Here is a 25,146-nt window from a genome sequence, read left to right as displayed (position 1 = left end):
TCACCGCCGCACTGCCGAGGCACGCGGTCCGTTCCCGAGCCAACGAACACGCGCGCGACCGCGACCAACAGGCGGGCACGTCGACCGGTCACGAAGGGCGCCGACCCGGCGGCGGGCCGTGCTCGCCGCCTCCACAGGCCGGCCGCCGCCCTCGTCTTCCCGCAGCGATCATGAGCAGCATCGCAAGCATCAGCAGGGCGAGCGGATGGGTCGCGGGGACGGGACGCGCGGACGCGGCCTGGATTCCGATGCCGCCGGGGTCGACGATCGTCCCGTTCGACTCGAGGTCCGAGTCGCCGGTGCCGCCGTCGACGAACGCGACACTGGCGCGGTTGCCGTTCACGGTTACGGCCAGCGCGTACCAGTGGGGAGACGGTTGGTCGGCCGTCGGGCCGAACTTCCAGTACGCCACGCCCGGCGGGATCGGCGACGGATAGTCGATGACGAGGGTGAGCACCGCGCCGCATCCGGAAGCGCTGAACTGGAACAGCCCGAAAGGCAGCGTGATGCCCGGGGGTGGCGGGGCGCCCACGGTTCCCGCCGACACGAACGCCGCGCTCTCGAACCGGCAGCCCGCCTGCGGGCTGGACAGGCATGCGGTCGCCATGCCACCCGACGGCAGAGGTCCGCTGAAGCAAGCAGGATCGGGCGGGACGAGCGCGAAGAACACGTCGGCCGCGGCCGATGGCAGAAAACCCGCGTCGCCGTCGTAGCGGGCGGACAATGCGATCGGGCCTGCGATCGCCGGCGCCACGTCACACGACGCGACGCCATCGACATCGGTGACGCCGTCGCAGGGGAGCGCACCGAGCGAGAAGTGCACCGGCTGGCCGGCGATCGGCGCGTACGGGTCGACCGAGACATCGAACAGCGCGGCTTTCAGCGTCGCGGTCGCGCCGAGCGAGCCACCGCCCGGCGACGACGCGATCGTGAGGAAGGTGGCGTGGCGAGCCGCGGTCCAGCGAATGCGTGTCGTGCCGGACTTGTAGCTCGCGTCGCCGACGCTGGCCGTCACGATGATCCGGTCGTCTCCGGTGTGCGCACCGACGAGATCGAAGGTCGCGACGCCTGCGGCATCGGTCGTCGCCGAGCGGATCTGCGCGTTGGCGCCTTCGACCCCGACATGCACCGGCGTGCCCGCCGGCACCACGATGTTCCTGAACGTCGCGGTGAACGTCACCGACGTTCCCTGCGCCGGGTCCGGCGTCACCACACCGGGCGCGAGTTCGAGCGACGGCACTGCATTCGCCGCGTCGAAACCGCATTCGCCGTCGTCTTTCGACAGGCGGAGAATCGTTTCCAGACCGCTGAAGTAGAGGCATCCATCCGGTCCGACGACTCCGGACGGCGAGCCCCCCTGCGTGAGGTCGGTGAACGTCGGGGGGTCGCTCGTGATGTCCGCGAGCCGCAGGCCGGTGGGTCCCAGCACGATCAGCGACTTCGCAGCACCCGACGGGTGGACTTCGCCTATCGAAAGCCAGTAGATCGAGGTGAGCCCGCCGATCTCGGTGACCGTCGCCGGCTGCGGCTGGTCCGTGCCGGCAATCCGCTGGACCTTCGGCGCCGGATCCAGGTAGTTGGACTGCACGAACAGCGTTCCATCGGGCGCGAACGCGAGCCATCCGGAGGGCGATCCCGGCAACGTCGCGTAGGTGCTCACCGATGCGGTGGTCGCGGGGTCGGAGACCCGAAAGACGCGCGCGTCGTTGGTGCCGCCGCCGAAGCACGTGTCGTCGTAGAACAGATCGCCCGACAGCGGATCGATCGCGAGGCCTTGCGGGCAAGTCGCCGGCGAGACGACCGTGCGCAGGATCGCTCCGCTGTCCGGGTCGATCTCCACGATCGCGCCGGAAAAGAGCCCGCCGCCGGTCGCCGAGCGCGCCGCATAGAGCCTGCCGTCCTTCCCGAACACCGGCTGCGCCAGCGTCGGACCGTGGGTCGCGAGCAGGTTGCCCGAGGTCGCGGCGCCGCCGCTCGCGGACAGGCGGAACAGCTTGCCGTCGGGGAACGACGCGACGTAGGCGCTCCCTTCCCCGTCGAAGACCGGATTGGATGCGCCGGCGCAGCCGAACGAGATGCCGGAATAGGTGAACGCCGATGCCGCGTAGCCGTTCGACCATGAGGTGATCGCATAGCCCGGTGCCGCTGTCGGCACGCTCGTCGCGCAGGTCGACGTGGGCTGGCCGGTGAACTGGACGTCCGCGGTTCCGGGAACCGGGACGTCGCCGTCGGTGACGTCGACCGCGCTGTAGGAGACGGTTTCGGCATGCGTGTTGGTCGCGGTGAACTCGACCTTGCCGGCGGCGTCGGTAACACTCGGGCTCGGTCCGCTGATGATCGAATGACCGCTGCCCTGGGCCAGGGCGATCAGCTTGCCCGGCGTCGGCCGACCGAGCGAATCCTGCAGCAGCACCGTGATCGTCGTCGTCGCCATGCCATCGTTCAATACGGAGTTCGGCGCCGCCGAGATCGACGCGGCGGCGGCCGGCGGCACGCCGAAGACGACCTCCACGGTCGTGGTCAGCACGAGCGAATCGGTGAGGTCGGTGGCGGTGAGCGTGACGACCTCGGTCACGAGGTCGGTCACGGTGAACACCGCTGCGGTTCCGGTCGCCGTGGTCGCCACCGATGCCGGAGTCACGATCGCCGAACTGCCGGCGCCGGCTGCGAGCGACACGGTCTTGCCGCCGATCGGGTTGCCGTTCGCGTCGCGCACCTGAACGACGATCACGGCTTGCGCGATTCCGTCGGCGGGAACCTCCGGATGCGGCGGATGTTCGAGACCGTTGTCGACCGACGAACGATGTTCGACCGTGGATCGAGCCGCGTCGGCCGCGCCGAGCGACGCGCCCTTCAGGGCCAGCAGCAGCGAATTGAGGCGAACGCCTCCGAGTCCGACATGCGCGAAATCCGAACCGAGCGCCGCCGCAGCGCGAAAGGCGCTCGGACCGTGCGGATACACCGCGGTGTTGAACGCACCGAGGTTCGTGCCCAGTCCCTCGTTGAGGATCGCCGCGAAGCCGGCCCAGGTCGGTGCGGCCATGCTGGTTCCGCCGTAGAACTTGCCGTTCGGGCAGCCGCCGTCGTTCGCCTGGCAGATCGTGCGTCCGTGGTTCGGATCGGCGTTGGCGACCAGGTCCGGCACCGATCGACGCGACGACGCCGTCCAGCCGTCCTGGTACGCCGGCCGCTCGAAGAACGCCGACAACCCGTAGCCGCCCTGGCCCGTCGGCTGGAGGTCCGCGGTTCCGTCCCACCAGGCCTCGCTCGCGACCTGCCTGCCCAGGCCGAGTTCGACCGACGAGCCACCCACCGCCGTGGCATGCGGTGAGCTCGCAGGGACGTGCACGACGTTCGCGGATCCATCGAGGCAGGTCGAGCCGCGATCGCCCGTTGCGTTGAATGCGCTGATGCCCGACGCCGCGGCGGCCGCGAAGATCGAGTCGATGCTCTGCACATCGGCGAGCGTGGTCTGGTCCTCGCAGTAGGCCCACGAGTTGCTGATGATCGTCACACCGTCGTTGACCATCGCGTTCAGCAACGTCTGGAAACTCGTTCCGCCACCGGTGAACGGCGCATCGTAGACGACGACCTGCGCGCCGGGTGCGACCGCGAGCGCCGAGACGATGTCGAGCAGCACCTCCGACTGGTCCACGCCCGGTGCGACGCCGCCGTTCACGGCGACGCGCGACACCTGGGCGGCGAGTTCCGGACGTCCCGCGAGCGCGAAGAAATCCGCGACATCCGAGGCATCGTAGCTATCGAACGACAGCAGGCCGATCGTCTGTCCGGCACCGCTCAGCGCGAGCCAGTCGTCGTTGCCGACCTTCTCGACGGCATCACCGGCCCTTGCCGGCGCCTCCGTCGCTCCCGTCTGCCCGCCGCGGCCCGACGGCGAAAGTTCGACGCCCTGCGGGGTGGCCGAGGCGCGCCGCTTCGGTCCGCCCCCGCCCGGTTCCCAGGGCCACCTGAGGTCGTTGCACCACGAGAAGTAATCCGTCATCAGCTGATTGGCGACCTTGGCTCCTCCGTTGGTGACGGCGAACAACCCGTTGATGACCGCGCAGAAGGCCTTCTTCAATGCGACGGTGCTCGAACGGGGCCGCGCAAGGTCGGACAAGCCGATGATCGCCTGCACACGCGACGCGAGGTCGGCAGGCAGCATTGGCTCGTTCGCGTTGGCGCGGAAGATCTTGTCTCCAATTCGATAGTCGGCGATCGAAACGGAAAGGGCCGACTCCGCCATGGCGCGCGTCCCGCGGAACGTGAGGGTCAGGCGATTCGCGGAACCCTCCGACAGCGCGAACCCCCGCTGCTCGAAGTAGCTCCTGACGTGTTCGTAGCTGTCCGGAGTTGGCCCGAACCGATCCGACACTTCGATCGGCGAAATGTGGCGTCGATAGCTCGCCGACGCGGGATCCCGCAGGGCGAGGAGGTACGCCTCGAACTCGTCCTGGTGATCGCGTCGAAGCACGACGGTGAGCGAAACCGGCTCGTCACCGGTCGCGACCTTGTCATGCGGCAGTACCGTTTCCCGGACACCGGCCGGCAGAAGGTGCCCGGACAGCGCGACCAGATCCTCGGCATCGGACGGCGCAGCGAGGGCGGCGATCAGCACACCGGCGCAGAGGAGCCGCAGGCGTCGAACGAGGGATCGTGGCACGGGGTTTTTCCGATCACCCGGGAAATGAGCTGCGGTCGGCAAGCGCCGCGGCGACGGACGCGTCGATTATCCCGATACGATGTGGCCGAGGGAGGCGCGAACAGGTGACGCGAGGGTGACAACCGCAACAGCAACGCCTGATCATCTTCTCCCGGCGGGCGCGAACCGACCGCGACGGGACCGGGTCGCGCGAGTCGAATCCTCGAGCGTCGGGCGCGGCATCGAAGCAGCCGCTGCGCCGGAACTGTCCGGCGGAAGGTCGGCCACGGCGTTCGCCCGCGAGGACCTTCCCGCTTCTCGTTTACGGCTGTCGCGGACCTCCAGACCGGTCGGTGTAGTCTGTCGGGAACCTCGCGATGGAGCGCACCATGAAGGCACGACCGAAGATCATCCTGTCCGCGACCGACGCCGAGCGCCTCGACCAGCTATTGGTGGCCGTCCCGAAGATCGAGTTCTTCGGACGGGACGAACTCGAAGCCGAACTCGCGAATGCGACCGTCGTCGAGCCGCAGCAGGTGCCGCCCACGGTGGTGACGATGAACTCCACGGTGCGGTTCACCGTCGCGTCGTCGCAGCAGGAGTTCGAGCTGACGCTCGTCTATCCGAAGGACCGGGACACGAGCGAGAAGTCGATCTCGATCCTCTCCCCGGTCGGCAGCGCACTGCTGGGCCTGGCGCAGGGAGACGAGATCGAGTGGCCCGCCCCCGGCGGCGGTCTCGTCAAGGTGCGGGTCAAGGAAGTCGTCTACCAGCCGGAGCGCGCCGGGGTATACCACCGCTGACCGGTTCGACGCAGCGGTCGCGCGTCCGGTCGCGTCAGTTCCCCGCCCCCGGCACGCGCAGTGCGAGGAGCGGTCCCCAACGCCGATCGTCGCGCAACGGTGCGAAGCTCGGGTCGCTCGACAGCATCATGACGTTCGGGTCTTTCGTGTCGATGGCCAGCTCGAGCAGCGCGAACGCTTCGTCCGTTCGTCCGCAGCGCAGCGCGACGATCGCCAGCACGTAGGGCGAGACGCAGCGCTCGCCGAAACGCGCGCGCATGCGCGCGATCGTCGCGTCGGCGTCGGCCACCCGGCCGGCCATCCCCTGCGCGGCGGCGAGGCTCGCGTGGCAGTTCGGATAGTCCGGCGCCAACGCACAGGCGCGCTCGTAGTGCTTCAACGCGTCCCGGGCATCGCCGCGCACCATCGCGATCACCGCCGCGAGCCCCTCGACCGGTGCGCTGTCCGGCGCGATGTCGCGCATGCTCGCGAGTTCGGCCTGTGCGTCATCGAACCGCCCCTGCGCGATGCGCAGGTTGACCATGTGCATGCGCGCGTTCGCGTATTGCGGATCGAGCCGCCGTGCGAGCGAGAGCTCACGCTCGGCAGCGTCGAAGTCGCCACGGGCAAGCAGGTGGCTGCCGAACGCCGAGTGCACGAACGGCGCCTGCGGGGCGAGCGCGATCGCACGATCGAAGCTCTCCTGCGCGGCCGGCCAGTCGTACTCGAACTGATGCTGGATGGCGCCGAGCAGTGCATGCGCCACCGCATTCGACGGATCGACGTCGAGCGCGGCGCGCAGCGCCTCGGAGGCGTGCTCGGAGGCCGGGCCGGGCTCGTGGTACCAGCCCGCAGCGAGATTGAACCAGGCGCGTCCCAGCCCCACGAGTGCGGGCGCGTAGCGCGGCGACTCGCGCAGCGCCGCTTCGAAGCGTTCCAGCGCGGATTCGAGCGTCGGGCGCGACAGCGGTTGGCGCAGGAAGTGCTCACCCCGCTCGACCAGGTCCCTGGCTTGGCGCGTTTCGCCGTCGTCGGCGGACACGCGCCAGTGCAGCGTCGGAACGTAGCTCCCGACCGGCAGCCGGAACTCGATGAGCGCGTCCTCGCCCTCGTCCTCGTAGAACCGCTCGAGGCGCTGGCGCAAGCGCCGCGCCTCGACGCGCACGATCGTGTCGCGCCCGGGATCGAAGGCGTCGATGGTGCGGTCGAATACTTCGAGCGCGAGTACCGGCTCCTTCAACGCGCCATGATTGCCGTCGACCGCCCGTTCGACGAGATGCCGCAGGAAGCGCTGGTGGCGCCGCGACGTGCGGAACACTCGGCTCTCCGCGACGCGCGCGAGTTCGCTGTCGATGAGCGAGCGCGCGATCGCCGCCCCGGGCCGAGCGAGCGCGGGGCGATCGTCGGGTTCGTGGGGGCAGGGCACCACCGTTCGCGCAATCCGTCCCAGTCGTCGTCGGAGTGTAGCCGACCGGGTCTCGAGGGGGGTGACCGTCCGGCGGGCTCAGAAGTCGGTCGGCGGCGTCCGCGCTCATGGTCGGTCAGGCCTGATGCCGCCGGGCATCCCGGTGGGTCAGACTTCAGTCTGACGGGGTTCGCCGGATCGAGGCGAAGTTCGTCCGGCTTGAAGCCGGACCCACAATCGTCCGACTGAAACCGGACCCGCGATCCAATCGATGCGCCCGCGGTTCGCCATGATCTTCCCGCGGTCCGCCATGCCTGCCGTGCGCCGCGATGTTCTAATGCGCGGGAGCGGGATGTCCCCGCGAGGACTTTCGATGTCGCCCCTCCGGATCGCCCGCGCCGTCGCCTGGATGGCGCTCGCCGCCTCCGCCGCGCTCCACGCCCAGGTGGACCGCTTCACGCCGCAAGGCGAGGTCAAGGGCGTGCGGCAGGCCACCGCGCGCTTCGCGCAGCCGATGGTCGCGTTCGGCGATCCGCGCCTCCCTGAACCCTTCGATGTCGACTGCACCGAGAAGGGCGTCGGACGCTGGGCCGATCCGCGCAACTGGGTCTACGACTTCGACCGCGATCTCCCCGCGGGCGTGCGCTGCTCGTTCAGGCTCAAGGCCGGCCTCGCGGCGGCGGACGGCACGCCGGTCGCGGGCGGCGCGAGCTACGCATTCACCACCGGCGGGCCGGCGATCGTGCGAAGCCTCCCCTGGGACGGCGCGAAGATCGACGAGCGGCAGGTGTTCATCCTCGGGCTCGATGCACCGGCGAAGCCGGAGACGATCCTCGCGCACGCCCGCTGCGTCGCCACCGGCGTCAACGAGGAGATCGGCGTGCGCCTCGTGTCCGGCGACGAACGCAGGACGATCCTCGACCACCGCAAGTCGTTCGCCGCCTCGTACCTGCGCGCGGTCCTCGTCGACAGCGAGGCGGGGCGCGCGCGCGCCTTCCTGTTCCGCCTGCCGGCGTCCGGCAGCGACCACGAGCGGTTCCTGAAACTGCGCGACGCGCCCGACTCGCCGCTCGTCACCCTCGCCTGCGCGCGCACGCTCCCCGCGGACGCCGAGGTGAAGCTCGTCTGGGGCCGCGGCATCGCCGCCACGACCGGCGTGGCCACCTCGCGGACGCGCTCGCTCGCCTTCCGGGTGCGCAGCGCGTTCCGCGCGTCGTTCAGTTGCGATCGCGTGAACAAGGACGCGCAGTGCATCCCGATCCTGCCGATGACGCTCGCGTTCTCCGCGCCGATCGCCCGCGCCGACGCGGTGAAGATCCGGCTCGTCGACGCCGCCGGCAAGGCGATGCCGGCGACACTGCCGAAGGACGACGGCAGCGGCATCACGTCGGTCACGTTCGGCCCGGGCCTCGCGGAGCGCGCGCGCTACCGCGTCGAACTCCCCGACGGCTTGAAGGACGACGCCGGCCGGCCGCTCGCGAACGCGCGATCGTTTCCCCTTGCGGTGCGCACCGATGACGCGCCGCCGCTCGCGAAGTTCGCGGCCGACTTCGGCATCCTCGAACGCTCGCTGCCGGGCGGGGCGAAGCCGATGCTCCCGGTCACGGTGCGCAATGTCGAGGCCTCGATTCCCGGCGCGACGAGCGTCGTGCGCACCGTCGCCCCGACCGCGAAGGACCGCGCCCCGGTCCCCGGCAAGGTCGCGCGGATCGCACCGGGCGACGAGGCGACGATCGTCGCGTGGTTCCGGCGCCTCGCGCATGCGAACCGGATCGAGCGCGACCACGATTCCAAGACCGACACCTGGGTGGTCAGGCGCAACGGCTACGCGACGACGATCTTCAACAGCGCCGACGCGGTGACGCGCATCCAGGTGCCGAAGCCCGCGGGCGCGCGCGCCTTCGAAGTCGTCGGCATCCCGCTCGCCGCACCGGGGTTCTACGTCGTCGAACTCGCGAGCCCGAAACTCGGCGCGGCGCTCATCGGCAGCCACGAGACCTACCACGTGCGCGCGGCGGCGCTCGTCACCGACCTCTCGGTGCACGTCAAGTTCGGCCGCGAGTCCTCGCTCGTGTGGGTCACGCGGCTCTCCGACGCGACCGTCGTGCCGAACGCGACCGTGGCCGTGCGCGACTGCCGCAACCACGTCCATTGGGAAGGGCGCACCGACGCGTCGGGCATCGCGCGCATTCCCGCGGCACTGCCGCCGCGCGACGACCTGCCCGCGTGCGAGGGTGAGGACGATCGACGCGAATACGTCGTCACCGCGCGCACCGCCGACGACATGGCGTTCGCGTTCACCGACTGGGGCGAGGGCATCGCGCCGTGGCGCTTCAACCTGCCCACCGGGCGCTGGGACGGCCCGTTCGTCGCGCACGCGGTGATGGACCGCACGCTCGTGCGCGCCGGCGAGACGGTGTCGATGAAGCTCTTCGTCCGCCGGCAGACCGGCGACGGCTTCGCGTTCGTCGCACCGGGCGCCCTCGGGCCGACGCTCACGATCCGCCACCAGGGTTCGGACCGGGAGTATCCGGTCCCCGTGCGCTGGTCGGAGGGCGCCGCGGCATCGGGCGTCGCGAGCTTCGCGGTGCCGAAGGACGCGTTCTCGGGCGCCTACCAGGTGTTCGTCAATGACACGCTCTCGCCCGGCTCGAAGGAATCGCAGCAGCGGCTGGCGGGGAGCTTCCGCGTCGAGGCCTTCCGCGTCCCGCTCTTGCGCGCCCGGATGCAGGCGCTCGGCACGCCGCTCCTGGCACCGCGCGAGGTGAACCTCGACGTGCAGGTCAATTACCTGTCGGGCGGCGGCGCGGCCGGACTCCCGGCGACGCTGCGCACCGTGGTCGAACGCAAGACCGTGTCGTTCGCCGACTACGACGGATTCGCGTTCGCCGGCGGCGACGTCGTCGAGGGACGCGAGACCTGGGGCGACGCGCGCGTGCAGGCGGGCGCGTTCACCTTCGCCGACCCGGAACTCGTCGACGAGGACGGACGGCCGGCGCCGACGATCCGCGGGACCACGCTGCCGCTGAAACTCGACCCGGCCGGCGGCGCGCGCGCCACCGTGAAGGACGTCGCGACCGCCGACACGCCGCAAGAACTCGTCGCCGAACTCGAGTACCGCGACCCCAACGGCGAGTCGCTCACCTCGTCGACGCGCGTGACGCTGTGGCCCGCGGGCCTGGTCCTCGGCATGAAGCCGGACAGTTGGGTGGCGTCGAAGGAGCGCGTGAAGTTCACCGTCCTCGCGCTCGACCCCGCGGGCAAGCCCGTGGCCGGCGTCGCCGTGCGCACCGACGCGTTCGTGCGCGAGCCGTTCTCGCACCGCCGCCGGCAGATCGGCGGCTTCTACGCCTACGAGCACGGCTACGACACGCGGCGCGTCGGCGACCTGTGCAACGGCATCACCGACCGCCTCGGCATGCTGGTCTGCGAGGTCGCGCCCCCGGCCACCGGCAACCTGATCCTTCGCGCACGCGCGAGCGACGCGGCGGGACGCGCGGTGGTCGCGCGCACCGAAACCTGGGTGGCGGGCGACGACGACGCCTGGCTCTCGGCCTCCGACCACGACCGCCTCGACCTCCTGCCGGAGCAGAAGCGCTACGAACCCGGCGCGCGCGCGCGCTTCCAGGTGCGCACGCCGTTTCGCGAAGCGACCGCGCTGGTGACCCTCGAGCGCGAAGGCGTGCTCGACGCGTTCGTGACCCGCGTCGAGCGCGCGAATCCGGTGCTCGAGGTTCCGCTGCGCGGCGGCTACGCGCCGAACGTGTTCGTCTCGGCGCTGCTCGTGCGCGGGCGCATCGGCGAGGTCGCGCCCACCGCGATGGTCGATCTCGGCAAGCCGGCGTTCCGGATGGGATTGGCCGAGATCGCGGTCGGCTGGGCCGCGCACGAACTCGCGGTGCGCGTCGTGCCGCCGAAGGACACGTTCCGCACGCGCGACAAGGTCCCGGTGTCGATCGCGGTGCGGCGTCCTGGCGGCAGCGCGCCGCCCGCAGGCAGCGAAGTCGCGCTCGCCGCGGTCGACGAGGGACTGCTCGAACTGCTGCCCAACACGTCGTGGAAGCTCCTCGACGCGATGATGACGCGCCGCGGCGACGAGGTGGAGACCGCCACCGCGCAGATGCAGGTGATCGGCAAGCGCCACTTCGGACGCAAGGCGGCCGCGCCCGGGGGCGGCGGCGGCCGGTCTCCGTCGCGCGAACTGTTCGACACGCTCCTCTTGTGGCAGGCGCGCGTCCCGCTCGATGCCCAGGGCAACGCCGCGGTCGAGATCCCGCTGAACGACTCGCTCACGAGCTTTCGCATCGTCGCGGTCGCCTCGTCGGGCGCGGGGCTCTTCGGCACCGGCGAGGCGTCGATACGCTCGACCCGGGACCTGATGCTGCTCGCCGGCCTGCCGCCGCTCGTGCGCGACGGCGACCGCTTCCGCGCGATCGCGACCGTGCGCAACGCCTCGACGCGCCCGTTCGACGTCGCGGTGCGGGCCCGTGCGACCGCCGCGGGGAAAGCGGTCGCGGGGATCGAGCCGCGCACGCTCGCGCTCGCCGCCGGCGAGGCGCGCGAGATCGGCTGGGACATCGCCGTGCCCGACGGGGCGACGTCGATCGCATGGAATTTCGACACCGAGGAGACCGGTGCGGGACCGGCCGCAGCGCGTGCGCGCGACGCGGTCAGGATCGCGCAGACCGTCGTGCCCGCGGTACCGGAACGCACCTTCCAGGCCACGATGCTGCAACTCGCCTCGCCGACGACGATGCCGGTCGCCCGGCCCGCCGATGCGCTGCCCGGCCGTGGCGGCATCGACGTCGAGATGCGTGCGAAGCTCGCGGGGTCGCTGCCCGGCGTGCGCGAGTACCTCGCGCGCTACCCGTTCACCTGCTTCGAGCAGCGCGCGTCGGTCGCGATCGGACTCGAGGATCCCGACCGTTGGGCTGCCCTGATGCGCACGCTGCCCGACCACCTCGACCGCGACGGCTTCGTCCGCTACTTCGCGACGATGCGCGAAGGGGACGACGTGCTCACGTCCTACCTGCTCTCGGTCGCGCACGAGGCCGGCTACGCGATCCCCGAATCCGAGCGCCTGCGCATGGAGGACGCGCTCGTCGCGTTCGTCGAGGGCCGCGCGCGGCGCGCCTCCGCGCTGCCGACCGCGGACCTCTCGATCCGCAAGGTCGCCGCGCTCGAGGCGCTGTCGCGCCGTACCTCGCCGCTCGACCCCCGCTGGCTCGACGCCATCGCGATCGACCCGGACCTCTGGCCCACGTCGGCGGTCATCGACTGGTATCTCGTCCTGAAACGGCAGCCGAAGCTGCCGCAGCGCGACGCGCGGATGCGCGCCGCCGAGGAGATCCTGCGCGCGCGCCTGAACTTCCAGGGCACGACGATGGGCTTCTCGACCGAGAAGTCCGACGCCCTGTGGTGGCTGATGGTGTCGGCGGACGCGAACGCCAACAAGCTCGTGCTGGCGATGCTCGACGCTCCGGCGTGGCGCGAGGACATGCCGCGCCTCGTTCGCGGCTCGCTCGGCCGGATGCAGCGCGGCCGCTGGAACACGACGGTCGCCAACGCCTGGGGCACGCTCGCGCTCGCGAAGTTCTCCGCCCGGTTCGAGACGACACCGCCGTCCGGCACGACGACCGCGACGCTCGGTGCCGCCGCCTTCGCGCACCGCTGGCAGCCCGACGACGGCGCGAAAGCCTTCGCGGAACGCCTCGCGTGGCCCGACGCGAAGGCCGACCTCGCGCTCTCGTCGGACGGTCGCGGTGCGCCATGGGTCACCGTGCGCAGCGTCGCCGCGATCCCGCTCACCCAACCGTTGTCGTCCGGCTACCGGATCACGCGCACCGTCACGCCGGTGCGCCAGCAGGCGAGCGGGATCTGGCAGCGCGGCGATCTCGCGCGTGTCACGCTCGACGTCGAAGCCCAGTCGGACATGGCGTGGGTCGTCGTGAGCGACGCGCTGCCCGCCGGCGCGACCGCGCTGGGCCGCGGCCTCGGCGGCGAGTCGGTCCTCGCGACCGCGGGCGAGAGGCGCGTCGGCACCGTCTTCCCCGCGTTCGAAGAACGCGTGCCCGGCGCCTTCCGCGCGTACTTCCGCCACGTGCCGAAGGGCCGCTTCACGATCGAGTACACGCTGCGCCTCGACAACCCCGGCGAGTTCGCGCTGCCGCCGACGCGCGTCGAGGCGATGTACGCGCCCGAGATGTTCGGCGAGTCGCCGAGCCCTTCCTGGAGCGTGCGGCCGTGACCGCGGCGCGCGTCGCCATCGCGGCGATGCTCCTCGTCGCGCTTGCGTCGCCGGCCGCCGGTCCAGGGTTCGACCATGCGTCGCCCTCGTTCGCCGAGGTCCGCGCCGCGTTCCGCTCGTCGGACGCGGTGCTCGTCGACCGCCGCGGCGCCGAACTCGGGCACGCACGCGTCGATCGCAGCGCGCGCCGTCTCGACTGGATCGCGCTCGACGACGTGTCGCCCGCGATGGTGGCGGCGACGCTCGCGGGCGAGGACCAGCGCTTCTTCGAGCACGGCGGCGTCGACTGGTCCGGTCTCGCCGTCGCGGCCTACGACAGCGCGTTGAGGCTCGTCGACGGGCGGCGCCCGCGCGGCGGATCGACCATCACGATGCAACTGGTCGGGCTCGTCGACCCGGCGCTGCGCGCCCGGTCCGGCGAAGCACGCAGCTTCGGCCAGAAGTGGGACCAGGCCGCGGCGGCGCTCGCGCTCGAACGGACGTGGTCGAAGCGCGAGGTGCTCGAGGCGTATTTCAACCTCTCGCCGTTCCGTGGTGAACTCGTCGGCATCGGCGCTGCGTCGCGCGCCCTGTTCGCGAAGGCGCCGTCGGGACTCGATGCGCGCGAGTCGGCGATCCTGGTCGCGCTCCTGCGCGGACCGTCGTCCGGCCCCGTGCTCGTCGCGCAACGCGCCTGCGCGGTGGCGCGCGCGGTGACGGCCGCGGCCGACTGCGACGCGATCCGCGCCACCGCCGCCTTCGCGCTCGCCGGCGGCTATCGCCCGCGTCCCGATCGCGACCTCGCACCGCATCTCGCCGCCCGCCTGCTGCACACGCCAGGCGAGCGGCTCGCCACCACCCTCGATGCCGACCTGCAGGCCTTCGCGCTCGCCACGCTCGCCGACCACCTGTCCGGACTCGCGGAGCGCGGCGTCTCCGACGGCGCGATCGTCGTCCTCGACAACGCGACCGGCGAGGTCCTCGCGTGGGTCGGATCGAGCGGCGAACGCTCGCAGGCGCGCAACGTCGACGGCGTCCTCGCGCCGCGCCAGGCGGGATCGACGCTCAAGCCGTTCCTCTACGCGCTCGCGCTCGACGAGCGCAGGCTCACCGCGGCCTCGCTCGTCGACGACAGCCCGCTCGCCATCCCCACCGCGCGCGGCGTCTATGCGCCGCAGAACTACGATCGCGCGTTCCGGGGCAGCGTGAGCGTACGCACCGCGCTCGCGGGTTCGCTCAATGTTCCGGCCGTCCGCACGCTGGAACTCGTGGGCCTCGACCGCTTCCACGACGCGCTTCGCGCGCTCGACTTCGACACGCTGACCGAGCCCGCCGACCACTACGGCGCCGCGCTCGCCCTCGGGAGCGCCGACGTGTCGCTCCTCGCGCTCGCCAACGCCTACCGCACGCTCGCCAACGGAGGCGCCTGGAGCCGCACGCGCGTCGTCGCCGCGGGCCCCGGCGCACCGATGCGCCGGCCGATCGGTGTCGATGCGAGCGGATCGCGGCGCGTCTTCGGCGCCGCCGCCGCCTTCGTCGTGGCGGACATCCTGTCGGACCGCGGCGCGCGCGCGGTCACCTTCGGACTCGAGAATCCGCTCGCGACGCGCGTGTGGAGCGCCGTGAAGACCGGGACGAGCAAGGACATGCGCGACAACTGGTGCGTCGGCTTCACCTCGCGCTTCACGGTAGGCGTGTGGGTCGGCAACTTCTCCGGCGAGCCGATGCACGATGTCTCGGGCGTGACCGGCGCCGCGCCGATCTGGCGCGACCTCGTCCACCGGCTGCACCGCGACACGCCTTCGACCCCACCAGCCGCGCCGCCCGGGCTCCTGCGCACCGAGGTCACGTTCGATCCGCCCGTCGAAACCGCTCGGCCGGAGTGGTTCCTGCGCGGGACGGCCATGCGAACCGTGCGCGCGGCTGCGCGCGACGATGAGGACCCCGCCGCCGCGCTCGCTCCGCGCATCCGCTATCCGGCGCCCGACACGATCATCGCGATCGACCCCGACATCCCCTCCGCGCGACAGCGCGTTGCGTTCGTTGCCAGCGGCGATCACCCTTCGCTCGAGTGGACGGTGGACGGCGAGCCGCTCGGTGAACGGGGCGGCCGCGTGCTGTGGGCGCCGGTGCCGGGCCGCCACGTGGTCGCGCTCACCGACGGGTCCGGCGGCGCGGCCTCGTCCGTGACGATCGAGGTCCGCGGCGCGATGTGAGCGAGGCGGCCGGCCCCGGCCGCCCACGGCACTCCCGGCCACGGCCATGGGCGTGCTGCGCTGCGCAACGCGTCGCGCGGTACGCGCCACGCACGCGAAGCTCCCTCTTGCGTATCATGGTCGTGTCCGCGCGGCGCCCGCCGGGAGCCGCGCGTCGATCCCGAGGAGGAACCATGGCGAAGAAGAGCGGAAACGACGGCGTCTACCGGGTGACCGAGGTGATCGGCACCAGCACCGTGTCGTGGGAGGACGCCGCGAAGCACGCGGTGGCGATGGCGAGCAAGTCGTTGCGCGACCTGCGCATCGGCGAGGTCACGAAGCTCGACATGAAGATCGAGGGCGGCAAGGTCGTCGCGTACCGCGCGCGCGTCCAGCTCTCGTTCAAGTACGAAGGTTAGCGGTACGGTGAGGTGGCGGCCGGTCGCCGGTGATGCATGCCGGTGTCACCGGCCCCACTTCTCCAGGTAGAGGCGGTACGCCTCGTCCCACTCCGGCCCGACGCCCCCCTGGCCGTAGCTCGCGTGCGTGAGCGCGATCGGCCAGGTCCCCATCCGCAGTCCGGACGCTTCGCAGCTGCGGCAGAAGTCGGTGTCGTAGAAATGGAATCGGAAGCGCGGATCGAAGCGCACGCCCCGGTCGCGCAGCGTGCCGGCGCGCGCGGCGAGGAACACGCCGTCGAGCAGGGTCACGGTCTCCGGCGTGGTGCCGAACCGGCTCGGGACCGACGACTCGCGTGTGCCGTGGAACACGCCGCCGGAGAGCTTGGCGTGATGCTCGGCTTCGGTCGCGCCCGCCGCGGCCCATGACTGCTGCTTCGGGTCGCGCACCCGGTTGCCCGCGACGCCGATGACGTCGTAGGCCGCGAGCCCATCCTCGAGCCGGTGGGCGATGTACCAGTCGTCGATCCAGACGTCGTCGTGGACGAACGCCAGGATGTCCTCCGGCTCCGCCAGGTCGATCGCCTGGTTGTAGGCGCGGCCGAGCGGCTCGCGGTTCTCGTAGGCGATCGCGATCACGGTCGGCGAGAACTCCACGATGCGCGCGAGCGAGCGCGCGAGCATCGCGTCGCGCTCGAACTCGGCCTGCGACGCCCGCGTGCAGGAGACGAACCAGACGCGCACGATCCGTCGATCAGCCTGCCGCGGCACCGGCGAGCACGCGCCAGACCCGCTCGGACGTGAACGGCATCTGCAGCGCTTCGGCGCGCTCGCCCGCGCCGGCGCGCACCAGCGCGTCGATCACGGCATTCGCCACGGTCGGCGTCGCCCCGATCGTGCCGAGTTCGCCGACGCCCTTCACGCCCAGCAGGTTGTTGCGGCAGGGCGTGGACTCGTCCATCGTCATCGCGAAGTGGCGCACGAGCGAGGCGCGCGGCAGCGCGTAGTCCATGAACGTCGCGGTGAGCGGCTGGCCGGAAGCCGGATCGTGCACGAAGGCCTCGCACAGCGCCTGCCCGATGCCCTGCATCGCACCGCCCTCGAGTTGCCCGACGACGATCATCGGATTGACCACGCGGCCGACGTCGTTGACCGACCAGTAGCCCTCGACCGTCACCGCGCCGGTGTCGGGGTCGAGCTCCACCTCGCAGATATGGCAGCCGTTCGGCCAGGTCGCGTCGTCGACCGAACTGCGGCTGTCGACGACGATGCGTCCCCCCGGCTGCCTTCGCGCGAGATCGAAGAGCCCGATGCTGCGGTCGGTGCCGCCGATGCGAAGCTCCCCCTGCCGGTACTCGATGTCGCCCGGCGACGCCTCCAACGCCTCGGCCGCGAGCCTGCGCGCCTCGTCGACCGTCTCGTTCGCGGCGACGTGGATCGCCGACCCCCCGACGAAGAGCGAACGCGATCCCGCGCTGCCGAAGCCGGTGCCGCGGTCGGTGTCGCCTTGCACGATGCGGATGCGCTCGATCGGCACGCCGAACACGTCGACGGCGAGCTGCGCGTAGGTGGTCAGGAGCCCCTGCCCCATCCCCTGCGTGGCCGAGAACATCTCGATCTCGCCCTGCCCGTCCTCGCCCGCGCTCACCGTGACGGTGACCCGTTCGGTGAACACGTCGGCGCCGGTCCACTCGAGGAAGGTCGCGATGCCGCGACCACGCAACCTGCCCTGCTGCCGCGAACGCGCGGCGCGCGCCTCGAACCCGCGCCAGTCCGCCAGCGCGAGCGCGCCGTCCATCACCTTGGCGAACTGCCCCGAGTCGTAGGTCTTCGCCATCGGGTTGCGCCAGGGCATCTGCTCCGGGCGCAGCATGTTGCGCCGACGCAGTTCGACCGGATCGATGCCGGTCGCTCGCGCGACGGCGTCCATCAGCCGTTCGAGGAAGTAGATCGCCTCGGGCCTTCCGGCACCGCGGTAGGGTCCGGTCGGCGTGGTGTGGGTCAGCACCGCCCGTACGCGGACGTCGATGGTGTCGATGTCGTAGATCGAGGTCGTCACCCACGGGCCGATCAGGAGCTGGATGACCACGCCCGCCGGTGTCGCGTACGCGCCGAGGTTCGCGCGCGAGTCCACCCGAAGCGCGAGGATGCGCCCGGTCGCGTCGAGCGCCGCTTCGATCCGGGTGTTCACGTCGCGCCCGTGCGACGCGGCCAGGAATTCGTCGATGCGCTCGGCGCACCAGCGGACGCCGCGGCGAAGCGTGCGCGCGCAGTGCGCGGTCACGACATCCTCGGCATAGAGCGTCGTCTTCATGCCGAAGCCGCCGCCGACGTCGCCGACGAGCACGCGGATCGCGTCGGGCGCGAGTCCGAGTACCCCGGCGAGTTCGTCGCGCCAGCCGGTGGGCGTCTGGCAGCTCGTGCGGATCTCGAGCCGCCCCGTCGCGTCGACCGACGCGAGCGTCGTGCGCGGTTCGATCGGCGCGGGGATCACGCGCTGGTTGACGAGGTCGAGCGAGACGACGTGCGCCGCCGCTGCGAACGCCGCCGCGACCTTCGCCGCATCGCCGTGCCGCGCTTCGCAGGCCACGTTGCCGGCCGCGTCTTCCCACACGAGTGCGGCGCCCGGGGCCACCGCGGCATCGACGTCGGCCACCGACGGCAGCGGTTCGTAGCGCACGTCGAGGGCCTCGGCGGCGTCGCGGGCCTGATGCGGCGACCCCGCGACGATCGCCGCCACGCACTCGCCTACGTGCCGGACGACGCCGAAGGCGAGCGCATGCTGCGGCGGCGCCGCGGTGGGCGAGCCGTCCGCACGCCGGAAGTCGGCCGACTGCACGAGCGGGCGCACGCCCGCGCGCAGCAGGTCGGCGCCGGTCAGCACCGCGACCACACCCGGCATCGCGCTCGCCGCCTTGGTGTCGATCGCCACGATGCGCGCGTGCGGGTGCGGCGAGCGCAGGAAGTGCACGACGAGTGCGCCCGGGAGCGCGGCGTCGTCGGCGAAGAGGCCGCGCCCGGCGAGGAGGGCATCGTCCTCGACCCGCCTCACCGCGCGTCCGCTACCGAAGCGCGCCGCGGAGCCGCCGGCGGTGCTCACCGCAGCCTCGCTTTCAGGCGCTCGATCTCGTCCATCAACCCGAGCACCAGCGCGACCGCCGGAGCGTCGATCTCGAAATCGTGCGCGAGGCGCGCTGCCGTGCGCGCCCGCCGCAGCGTGGTCGCCGCGAAGCGCCACTCGCCCGCGATCGTCTCGTCGGGCGCGAGCGCGCCCTCGTCGATCCAGGCGCGCACCTCGTCCTCGTGCGCCGCGCTGGCGCGGCAGAGTTCCACCAATGTCAATCGGTAGTCGATCTCGACGTGGACGTCGGCGGATTCGGGTGCGGGCCGGTCGCTCATGGGTTCATCCTCGATCCGTGGTGCGCGCGGCCGCGCCGAACGCCTTCGCCATCGCGCGGTACGCGTCCTTCTTCGCCTCGGTGTCGGCACGCGGCAGCACGATCGACACTTCCGCGTAGAAGTCCCCGGGCGGGTCGCCGGGGATCCCGCGTCCGCGCAGCCGGAGCCTGCGGCCGGCGCCCGAGTGCGCAGGCACCGCGACGTCGACCTCGCCCGAAGGCGTGGGTACGCGCACGCTGCCGCCGAGTTCCGCGTCCCAGGGCGCGAGCGGCACGTCGACCGAGACGTCGGCGCCCTCGACCCGGTAACGCGCGTGCGGCGCGAACGCGATCTCGAGGAAGAGATCGCCGTTCGGGCCGCCGCGAAAGCCCGGGCCGCCCTGCCCGGCGAGGCGCAGGTGCTGGCCGGCGCGGATGCCCTTCGGGATCGACACCTCGAGCGTGCGCTCGCGCATCGCCACGCGGCCTTCCGCGTCGAACTCGGGCATCCGCAGCGACAGCGAGCGCCGCGCGCCGTGGTAGGCGTCCTCGAGATCGATGACGACCTTGGCGTGATGGTCTTCTCCGCGACCGGGCGACGCGCCTCGCCGCGGCGCCTCGCGCCCGCCCATCCGTCCGAACAGCGACTCGAAGAATTCGCTGTAGTCGGCGTGCTCGCCGCGCGGGGCTTCGCCACCGCGGAACTCGTAGCCGGCGTCCCAGTCGGGCGGCGGCGTGAACTCCTGCCCGCTCTTCCAGTTCGCGCCGAAGCGGTCGTAGGCGGCGCGCTTCTCGGGATCCTTCAGCACCGCGTAGGCCTCGCCGACTTCCTTGAACTTCGTCTCGGCCTCCTTCTCGCTGCTGACATCCGGATGGTACCGGCGCGCGAGCCTGCGGTAGGCGCGCTTGATGTCGTCGAGTGTGGCGGTGCGCGGGACTCCGAGCGTCTCGTAGTAGTCGCGGAACTGCATCCCTCAAGGATAGCGCGCGAGCGGCCGTCGGAGAACGGCTCCGGACGGATGCCCGCCCGGACGAGGGTGGCTAGCGCCGGCCGGCCGGAGATCAGGACCCCGGCACATCGCCGAAGAAGCGATCCATCAGGCCCTGCAGCCGGCCGGTGTTCCATGCGTCGAACAGCGCGTTGTGCTGTGCGCACTCGGGCACGATGATGTGCGTCGCCGGCAGGAGGTCCTGCATCGCGCGCGCCTTGGCCTGGTCGGGTTCGTAGCCTTCGCCCGACACCAGCAGCACCTCGGGCAGGCGTCCGGCGTTGCGGCGGACCGCATCCTCGAAGCCCGAGACGTCGATGCCCTGCATCCGCTCGTGCTCGCGGACGAGTCGAGGTGTGACGCCGCCCACCGAGACGGCGCGCGCGGCACCGAGTTCGACCGCCGTCCACACGGCTGCGAGCCCACCAGCGCTCGTGCCGATGCACACCGCCTGCCGGAGCTTCTCCGGCGGGAAACGCGCAGAGATCGCCGCGATCGTCGAGGGCAGGTCCGTGCCCAGGCTGTCGACGCCCTTGAGGAAGAACGCGCGATGGAGGTCCATCAGCAGGAGGACCTCCAGGCGGTCCGCGGGGCAATGCTGCAGGAACAGCGAGATCGGCATCAGCAGCCGGTGCGTGTCGGCGGTGAACCCGATCACGAGGCGCCGCCGCGCGCGCGCCGCCGCGTCGCCGGGCGCCGCGTACCAGTTGACGCCGCGGCTCCAGGATTCGCGCACGTAGCCCTGCACCGGGCGTCCGCCGCCGCGCAGCAGGGTGTCCATCCGGTCTACCCAGTGCTGGCTCGCAGGAGGCAGCGGAGCACGCCGCGAGCGCGCGCCGTCGATGATCGAGCAGATGTCCGCGGCCGTCAGCGAGACCTCCATCCGGATGTGGAGCTTGTTGATCTCGTTGACCGTCCTGCAGCGCAGGATCTCGTGGACGTAGGCGTCAAGCACGAAGGCGCCTTTCGACCTCGCCGGCGATCGCTCCGAGCGACGGATGGCGATCGATCTCCTCCGGCAGCATCGACACGCCGGTGCAGAGCTCGATCGCGATGCAGAGTTCCATCCGCGCGAGGCTGTCCATCGCGAGTTCGGCGATCGTGAAGTCGCGCTCGCCCGCCACGAACGCGCGGCGGCGACCCTGGTGCGTGAGGTAGGAGACGCCGCCGGCCTCGAGGCCGTCGGCCATGGCCTCGCGGAGTATTCGCGCATCCATGTCAGGACATCCTCCCATGGAACAGTCTCGCGGCCTCGCGGCGCGGCACCTTGCCCTGCGGATTGCGCGGCAGCGCGGCGACGATCTCGATCCGGCGCGGCGCGCGCGTTCCGAGCCGGGCCCTCGCCCAGGCGACGAGTTCCGCGGCCGAGACCGCCCCGCCGCCCCGAAGTTCGACCGCGGCGGCGGGTATCTGGCCGTGGATGTCCGACGCGACGGCGAACGCCACCGCACACGCGACGGCGGGGTGCGACTCGAGCGCCCGCTCGATCTCGACCGGGAAGATGTTGATGCCGTTCAGGATCATCATGTCGTCCATGCGCCCGTGGATCGAGAGGATGCCACGCTCGTCGAGCGAGGCGAGATCGCCGGGGAGGAACCAGCCGTCGCGGAAATGGCGCGCCGTGGCCTCCGGATCGCCGACATAGGCGCTCGCCATGCCTGGGGTCCTGATGCGAATCGCTCCGATCTCGCCCGCAGCGACCGGCGCGCCGTTCTCGCGCGTGACCTCGACCGTCGCGTGCGCGGCCGGCGGGCCGACCGACTCGCCCGCATCGTGCATCGACGGACCTGCGACCGCGACGAACGACGTCTCGGTCGTTCCGTAGGAGACATACAGGTGCGGCGATGCGGCCGCGATCAGTTCGCGCCGCAGCGCGTGCGGAACGCGTGCGCCGCCGATCCGGAGGTTCACCTCGCCGGCGAGCGGACCCTCCTCGCGGCAGGTCGCGACCAGGTCGGATGCGTGGACGAGCGAGAGTTCGAGCCAGTCGGCCCGGTCGCGCTCGCACTGGTCGCGCAGCGAGCGGCAGTGTTCGTCGGCGAATAGACAGGCCGATCCCCGCCACAGCGTGTACAGCCGCTGGCGACGCGAGTTGTTGTATTCGATGTGCGCGGGCCGCAGCACGCGCCGGCCATCGCACCCGACGTGCGTCTCGGCGTGCATCGCGAGCTGCCGTTCGCTGAACGCCACGATCTTGGGTTCGCCGGTCGTGCCCGAACCGGTGAAATGCAGCGTCGACGCGCCGGAGGGCGGGGGCAACGCCGTCCCGCGATGCGACCGGCCGCGCGCAGCGCGAAGGATGCCTTCGAGGTCGAGCCAGCGCACGCCCGGAACGGCGTCCTCCGGGCGATCGCCGAGCACGGCCGTGACGCCGACGCGCGATGCGAGCCGTGCGCGCATCGCGCCCGGGTCGCGCGATCCGAGCGCCACCTGCGGCAGTCCGAGGACCATCAGCGCCAGCGTCGCGAGCGCGTGGTCGATCTCGCGGCGCGCGGTCAGCGCCACGAACGCGCCCGCGCCGAGCCCCCGGGCGGCGAGCGCGAGAGCCAGGGCGTCCACCTCGGCCGCGAGCGCCGCGTAGGTCAGCGTTTCGCCGGCGTGGACGAGCGCGGGCGCGTCGGGCGTGTACGCCGCGTGGCGAAGCAGCCGTTCGTGGAAGTCACCGCGCGGCGGCGTCATCGCCTCACCGTGCCGCGAAACGGAGCCCTCCGCCCATCGCGCGCGCCGTCGATCATCGGAAGCACGTCGTTCAGGTGGATGAACGCTTGCGGTAGCGCTCGAGTTCGGTCCGGTACAGGCCGAGCGCGCCCTGCGGCGAACTCGCGAGGACCTCGGCGCCGACATCGGAGAGCGCCTGACGCACCGGCGCCAGCGTGAGCAGCGTGCGGAACAGCGCGTTCAGGCCGTCGACATCGCGGTCGGACATTGCGGCGGGCGCCCAGACCGCCTGCCAGAGTCCGAAATCGAAACCGGGGGCGATCGTCTCGGCGATCGTCGGCAATCGGTCGAGGTCGGTCAGGGTGGAGCGCTTCGCCGTCGTCACCGCGAGCGCGCGAATGCGGTCGTGATGCGTGAGAGAGGCCGACGCGCCGGCCGTCAGGAAGTCGATGCGACCGCCGAGCAGGTCGTTGAGGGCAGCGCCCGATCCCTGATAGGGGACGTGCAGCGCCTCGACGCCGAGGCGCGCCATCAACTCCTCCGCGCACAGGTGCGTCGCGTTGCCGACGCCCGCGGATCCGTAGGTGATGCCCGGATGCGACTTCGCGTAGTGCGCGAATTCGGCCGCGGTGTGCACCGGCAGCGACGAACGCACGATCAGCACCATCGGCGAGGTCGACGTCGCGATCACCGGCCTGAGCGCCTCGATCGCCGCGGCGTTGTCCGGATGGGCGATCGCCGACGTCGCGAACAGCAGCACGTCACCGTTCGGCTCGCTCGCGGCGACGCGTGCGATCGCGCGCGCGCTGTTCGCTCCGGGAACGTTCTCGACGATCGCGCCGCGACCGGTCGCCTGCGCGAGTTCCGGCGCGAGGACGCGCGCCACCCGGTCGGCGGCGCCGCCCGGCACGAATCCGACGACGAGACGGATCGTGCCGCCCTTCGCCTGGGCCCGCGCGGCCGACGTGCCGAGCGCCGCCGCAGCGGCGGCCCCCAGCACCAGCTGACGTCGCGTACGCGACGAAGGCCCGCGCTTCCCAGCCGTCATCGGGACTCCCGGTCGTGCCGGCGCGCGCCTTTGTCGGCGGGTCGGCGAGAGGCGCAAGTATAGCCATCCGCGAGAGCGCCGCGCCTGCGCTCGTCATGGCGCGAGCGCGACGGGCCGGTTCGTCAGCGCCCGGACAGGAAGCCGGTCGTCGCCGGACGGCCCGGGAGGTCGAGGGCCGCGCGCGCCGAAGCGGCGGTCGAGACGATGCGGCCCGCGCGCACGACCGCGAGTCGAGGCGCTCGCAACCTGATCGCCTCGACAGGATCGCGCGCTTCGAGCAGCACGAGGTCCGCGCGGCAGCCCTTCGCGATGCCGTAGCCATCGAGACCGAGGATCGACGCAGGCGTCGTCGTCACGGCCGCGAAACATCGGCGCATCGCGTCCTGCCCGGTCATCTGCGCGACGTGCAACCCCATCGAGGCGACCTCCAGCATGTCGCCGCTGCCCAGCGGATACCACGGGTCCATCACGCAGTCGTGCCCGAACGCGACCGGCACGCCGGCCGCGAGGAGTTCCGGCACGCGGGTCATGCCGCGGCGCTTCGGGTAGGTGTCGTGCCGGCCCTGGATCGTGATGTTGATGAGCGGGTTCGCGATCGCAGCGACCCCCGCCTCGCGCATCAGCGGGATCAGCTTCGACACGTAGTAGTTGTCCATCGAGTGCATCGACGTCAGGTGCGAGCCGGCGACCCGGCCCTGCAGTCCCAGCCGCTGCGCGTGGTACGCGAGCGTCTCGACGTGGCGCGACATCGGGTCGTCGGTCTCGTCGCAGTGCAGGTCGACGCGCTTGCCGAGGTTCGCGGCGATCTCGCACAGCACGCGCACGCTCTCGGTTCCCTCGGCCATCGTGCGCTCGAAGTGCGGGATGCCGCCGACGACGTCGACGCCCATCGCGAGCGCGCGCTCGAGGTTTCCGAGCGCGCCCGGAGAGCGGAACAGCCCGTCCTGCGGAAACGCGACGAGCTGCAGGTCGAGGTACGGCTTCACGCGCTCGCGCACGTCGAGGAGCGCCTCGACCGCGAGGAGGCGCGGGTCCGAGGTGTCCACGTGCGAGCGGATCGCGAGCAGCCCCTTGCCGACCGCCCAGTCGCAGTAGGCGAGTGCACGCCCGACGATCGCGTCCTGCGTGAGCGTCGGTTTCAGCTCGCCCCACAGCGCGATGCCCTCGAGCAGCGTGCCGCTCGCGTTGACCCGCGGCATTCCGTAGGTCAGCGTCGAGTCCATGTGGAAGTGCGCGTCGACGAAGGGCGGCGAGACGAGCATCCCGCCGGCGTCGACCGTGCGATCCGCCGAGGCGGAGATCCGGGGCGCGACGTCGGCGATGCGCCCGCCGTCGCACAGGATGTCGACGTCCGTCCTGCCGTCGGGCAGCGTCGCGTTTCGGACGAGCAGGTCAGCCATGGCGCCGATGAGGCCCCGATTCGCGA

General features: G+C 71.7%; 15 protein-coding genes. 4 read left to right on the top strand and 11 right to left on the bottom strand.

All coding sequences use genetic code 11. The features are described from left to right. Positions 1-88 precede the first annotated feature (88 nt). The gene (locus tag HS109_07300) at positions 89-4,663 is read right to left on the bottom strand and encodes an Ig-like domain-containing protein (protein ID MBE7522176.1); all 4,575 of its coding nucleotides are present in this window, start codon (positions 4,661-4,663) and stop codon (positions 89-91) included. Positions 4,664-5,031: 368 nt separating this feature from the next. Between HS109_07300 and rnk the strand changes: the two genes are divergently transcribed. Further along, positions 5,032-5,445 (top strand): nucleoside diphosphate kinase regulator, encoded by a 414-nt coding sequence (gene rnk / locus HS109_07295; GenBank protein MBE7522175.1) that lies wholly within the window; start codon positions 5,032-5,034, stop codon positions 5,443-5,445. A 34-nt stretch (positions 5,446-5,479) separates the two neighbouring features. Here rnk and HS109_07290 read toward each other — a convergent pair whose 3' ends face one another. Then, the gene (locus tag HS109_07290; protein MBE7522174.1) at positions 5,480-6,853 is read right to left on the bottom strand and encodes a tetratricopeptide repeat protein; all 1,374 of its coding nucleotides are present in this window, start codon (positions 6,851-6,853) and stop codon (positions 5,480-5,482) included. A gap of 385 nt (positions 6,854-7,238) precedes the next feature. Between HS109_07290 and HS109_07285 the strand changes: the two genes are divergently transcribed. The 3 genes from HS109_07285 (at position 7,239) to HS109_07275 (ending at position 15,669) form a co-directional block, all read left to right on the top strand. Continuing rightward, a complete protein-coding gene (locus HS109_07285; GenBank protein MBE7522173.1) occupies positions 7,239-13,076 on the top strand; it encodes an alpha-2-macroglobulin in 5,838 nt (1,945 codons plus the stop codon). Positions 13,077-13,102: 26 nt separating this feature from the next. Then, positions 13,103-15,271 (top strand): penicillin-binding protein 1C, encoded by a 2,169-nt coding sequence (gene pbpC / locus HS109_07280; protein MBE7522172.1) that lies wholly within the window; start codon positions 13,103-13,105, stop codon positions 15,269-15,271. 173 nt (positions 15,272-15,444) lie between these two features. Then, positions 15,445-15,669: a dodecin domain-containing protein gene (locus HS109_07275; protein MBE7522171.1), complete on the top strand. Its 225-nt coding sequence runs from the start codon at positions 15,445-15,447 to the stop codon at positions 15,667-15,669. 45 nt (positions 15,670-15,714) lie between these two features. On the opposite strand, the gene HS109_07270 is transcribed toward HS109_07275, so the two are convergent. The 9 genes from HS109_07270 to HS109_07230 form a co-directional block, all read right to left on the bottom strand. Continuing rightward, positions 15,715-16,392, bottom strand: coding sequence for a hypothetical protein (locus tag HS109_07270; GenBank protein ID MBE7522170.1), 678 nt, complete (start codon positions 16,390-16,392; stop codon positions 15,715-15,717). Between the two features lie 10 nt (positions 16,393-16,402). After that, positions 16,403-18,748 carry a xanthine dehydrogenase family protein molybdopterin-binding subunit gene (locus HS109_07265; GenBank protein ID MBE7522169.1) on the bottom strand — a complete coding sequence of 782 codons (2,346 nt, stop codon included), beginning with the start codon at positions 18,746-18,748 and terminating at the stop codon, positions 16,403-16,405. Next, positions 18,745-19,047, bottom strand: a complete 303-nt coding sequence (locus HS109_07260; GenBank protein ID MBE7522168.1) for a MerR family transcriptional regulator — start codon at positions 19,045-19,047, stop codon at positions 18,745-18,747. The genes HS109_07265 and HS109_07260 overlap by 4 nt, the downstream gene beginning before the upstream one ends. Positions 19,048-19,051: 4 nt before the next feature. Then, the gene (locus HS109_07255) at positions 19,052-19,996 is read right to left on the bottom strand and encodes a DnaJ domain-containing protein (protein MBE7522167.1); all 945 of its coding nucleotides are present in this window, start codon (positions 19,994-19,996) and stop codon (positions 19,052-19,054) included. A gap of 91 nt (positions 19,997-20,087) precedes the next feature. Continuing rightward, positions 20,088-20,969: a hypothetical protein gene (locus HS109_07250; GenBank protein ID MBE7522166.1), complete on the bottom strand. Its 882-nt coding sequence runs from the start codon at positions 20,967-20,969 to the stop codon at positions 20,088-20,090. Next, positions 20,962-21,231, bottom strand: a complete 270-nt coding sequence (locus tag HS109_07245; GenBank protein MBE7522165.1) for an acyl carrier protein — start codon at positions 21,229-21,231, stop codon at positions 20,962-20,964. The genes HS109_07250 and HS109_07245 overlap by 8 nt, the downstream gene beginning before the upstream one ends. A 1-nt stretch (position 21,232) precedes the next feature. After that, complete coding sequence (locus tag HS109_07240) at positions 21,233-22,693, bottom strand: long-chain fatty acid--CoA ligase (protein MBE7522164.1); 1,461 nt, start codon at positions 22,691-22,693, stop codon at positions 21,233-21,235. A gap of 70 nt (positions 22,694-22,763) precedes the next feature. Continuing rightward, a complete protein-coding gene (locus HS109_07235; GenBank protein ID MBE7522163.1) occupies positions 22,764-23,720 on the bottom strand; it encodes a tripartite tricarboxylate transporter substrate binding protein in 957 nt (318 codons plus the stop codon). Positions 23,721-23,842: 122 nt separating this feature from the next. Continuing rightward, the gene (locus tag HS109_07230; GenBank protein ID MBE7522162.1) at positions 23,843-25,120 is read right to left on the bottom strand and encodes an amidohydrolase family protein; all 1,278 of its coding nucleotides are present in this window, start codon (positions 25,118-25,120) and stop codon (positions 23,843-23,845) included. Between the last annotated feature and the right edge of the window lie 26 nt (positions 25,121-25,146).

The organism is Burkholderiales bacterium, from assembly GCA_015075645.1.
Lineage (GTDB): Bacteria > Pseudomonadota > Gammaproteobacteria > Burkholderiales > Casimicrobiaceae > VBCG01.
This window is presented reverse-complemented; position numbering and strand designations above follow the sequence as displayed.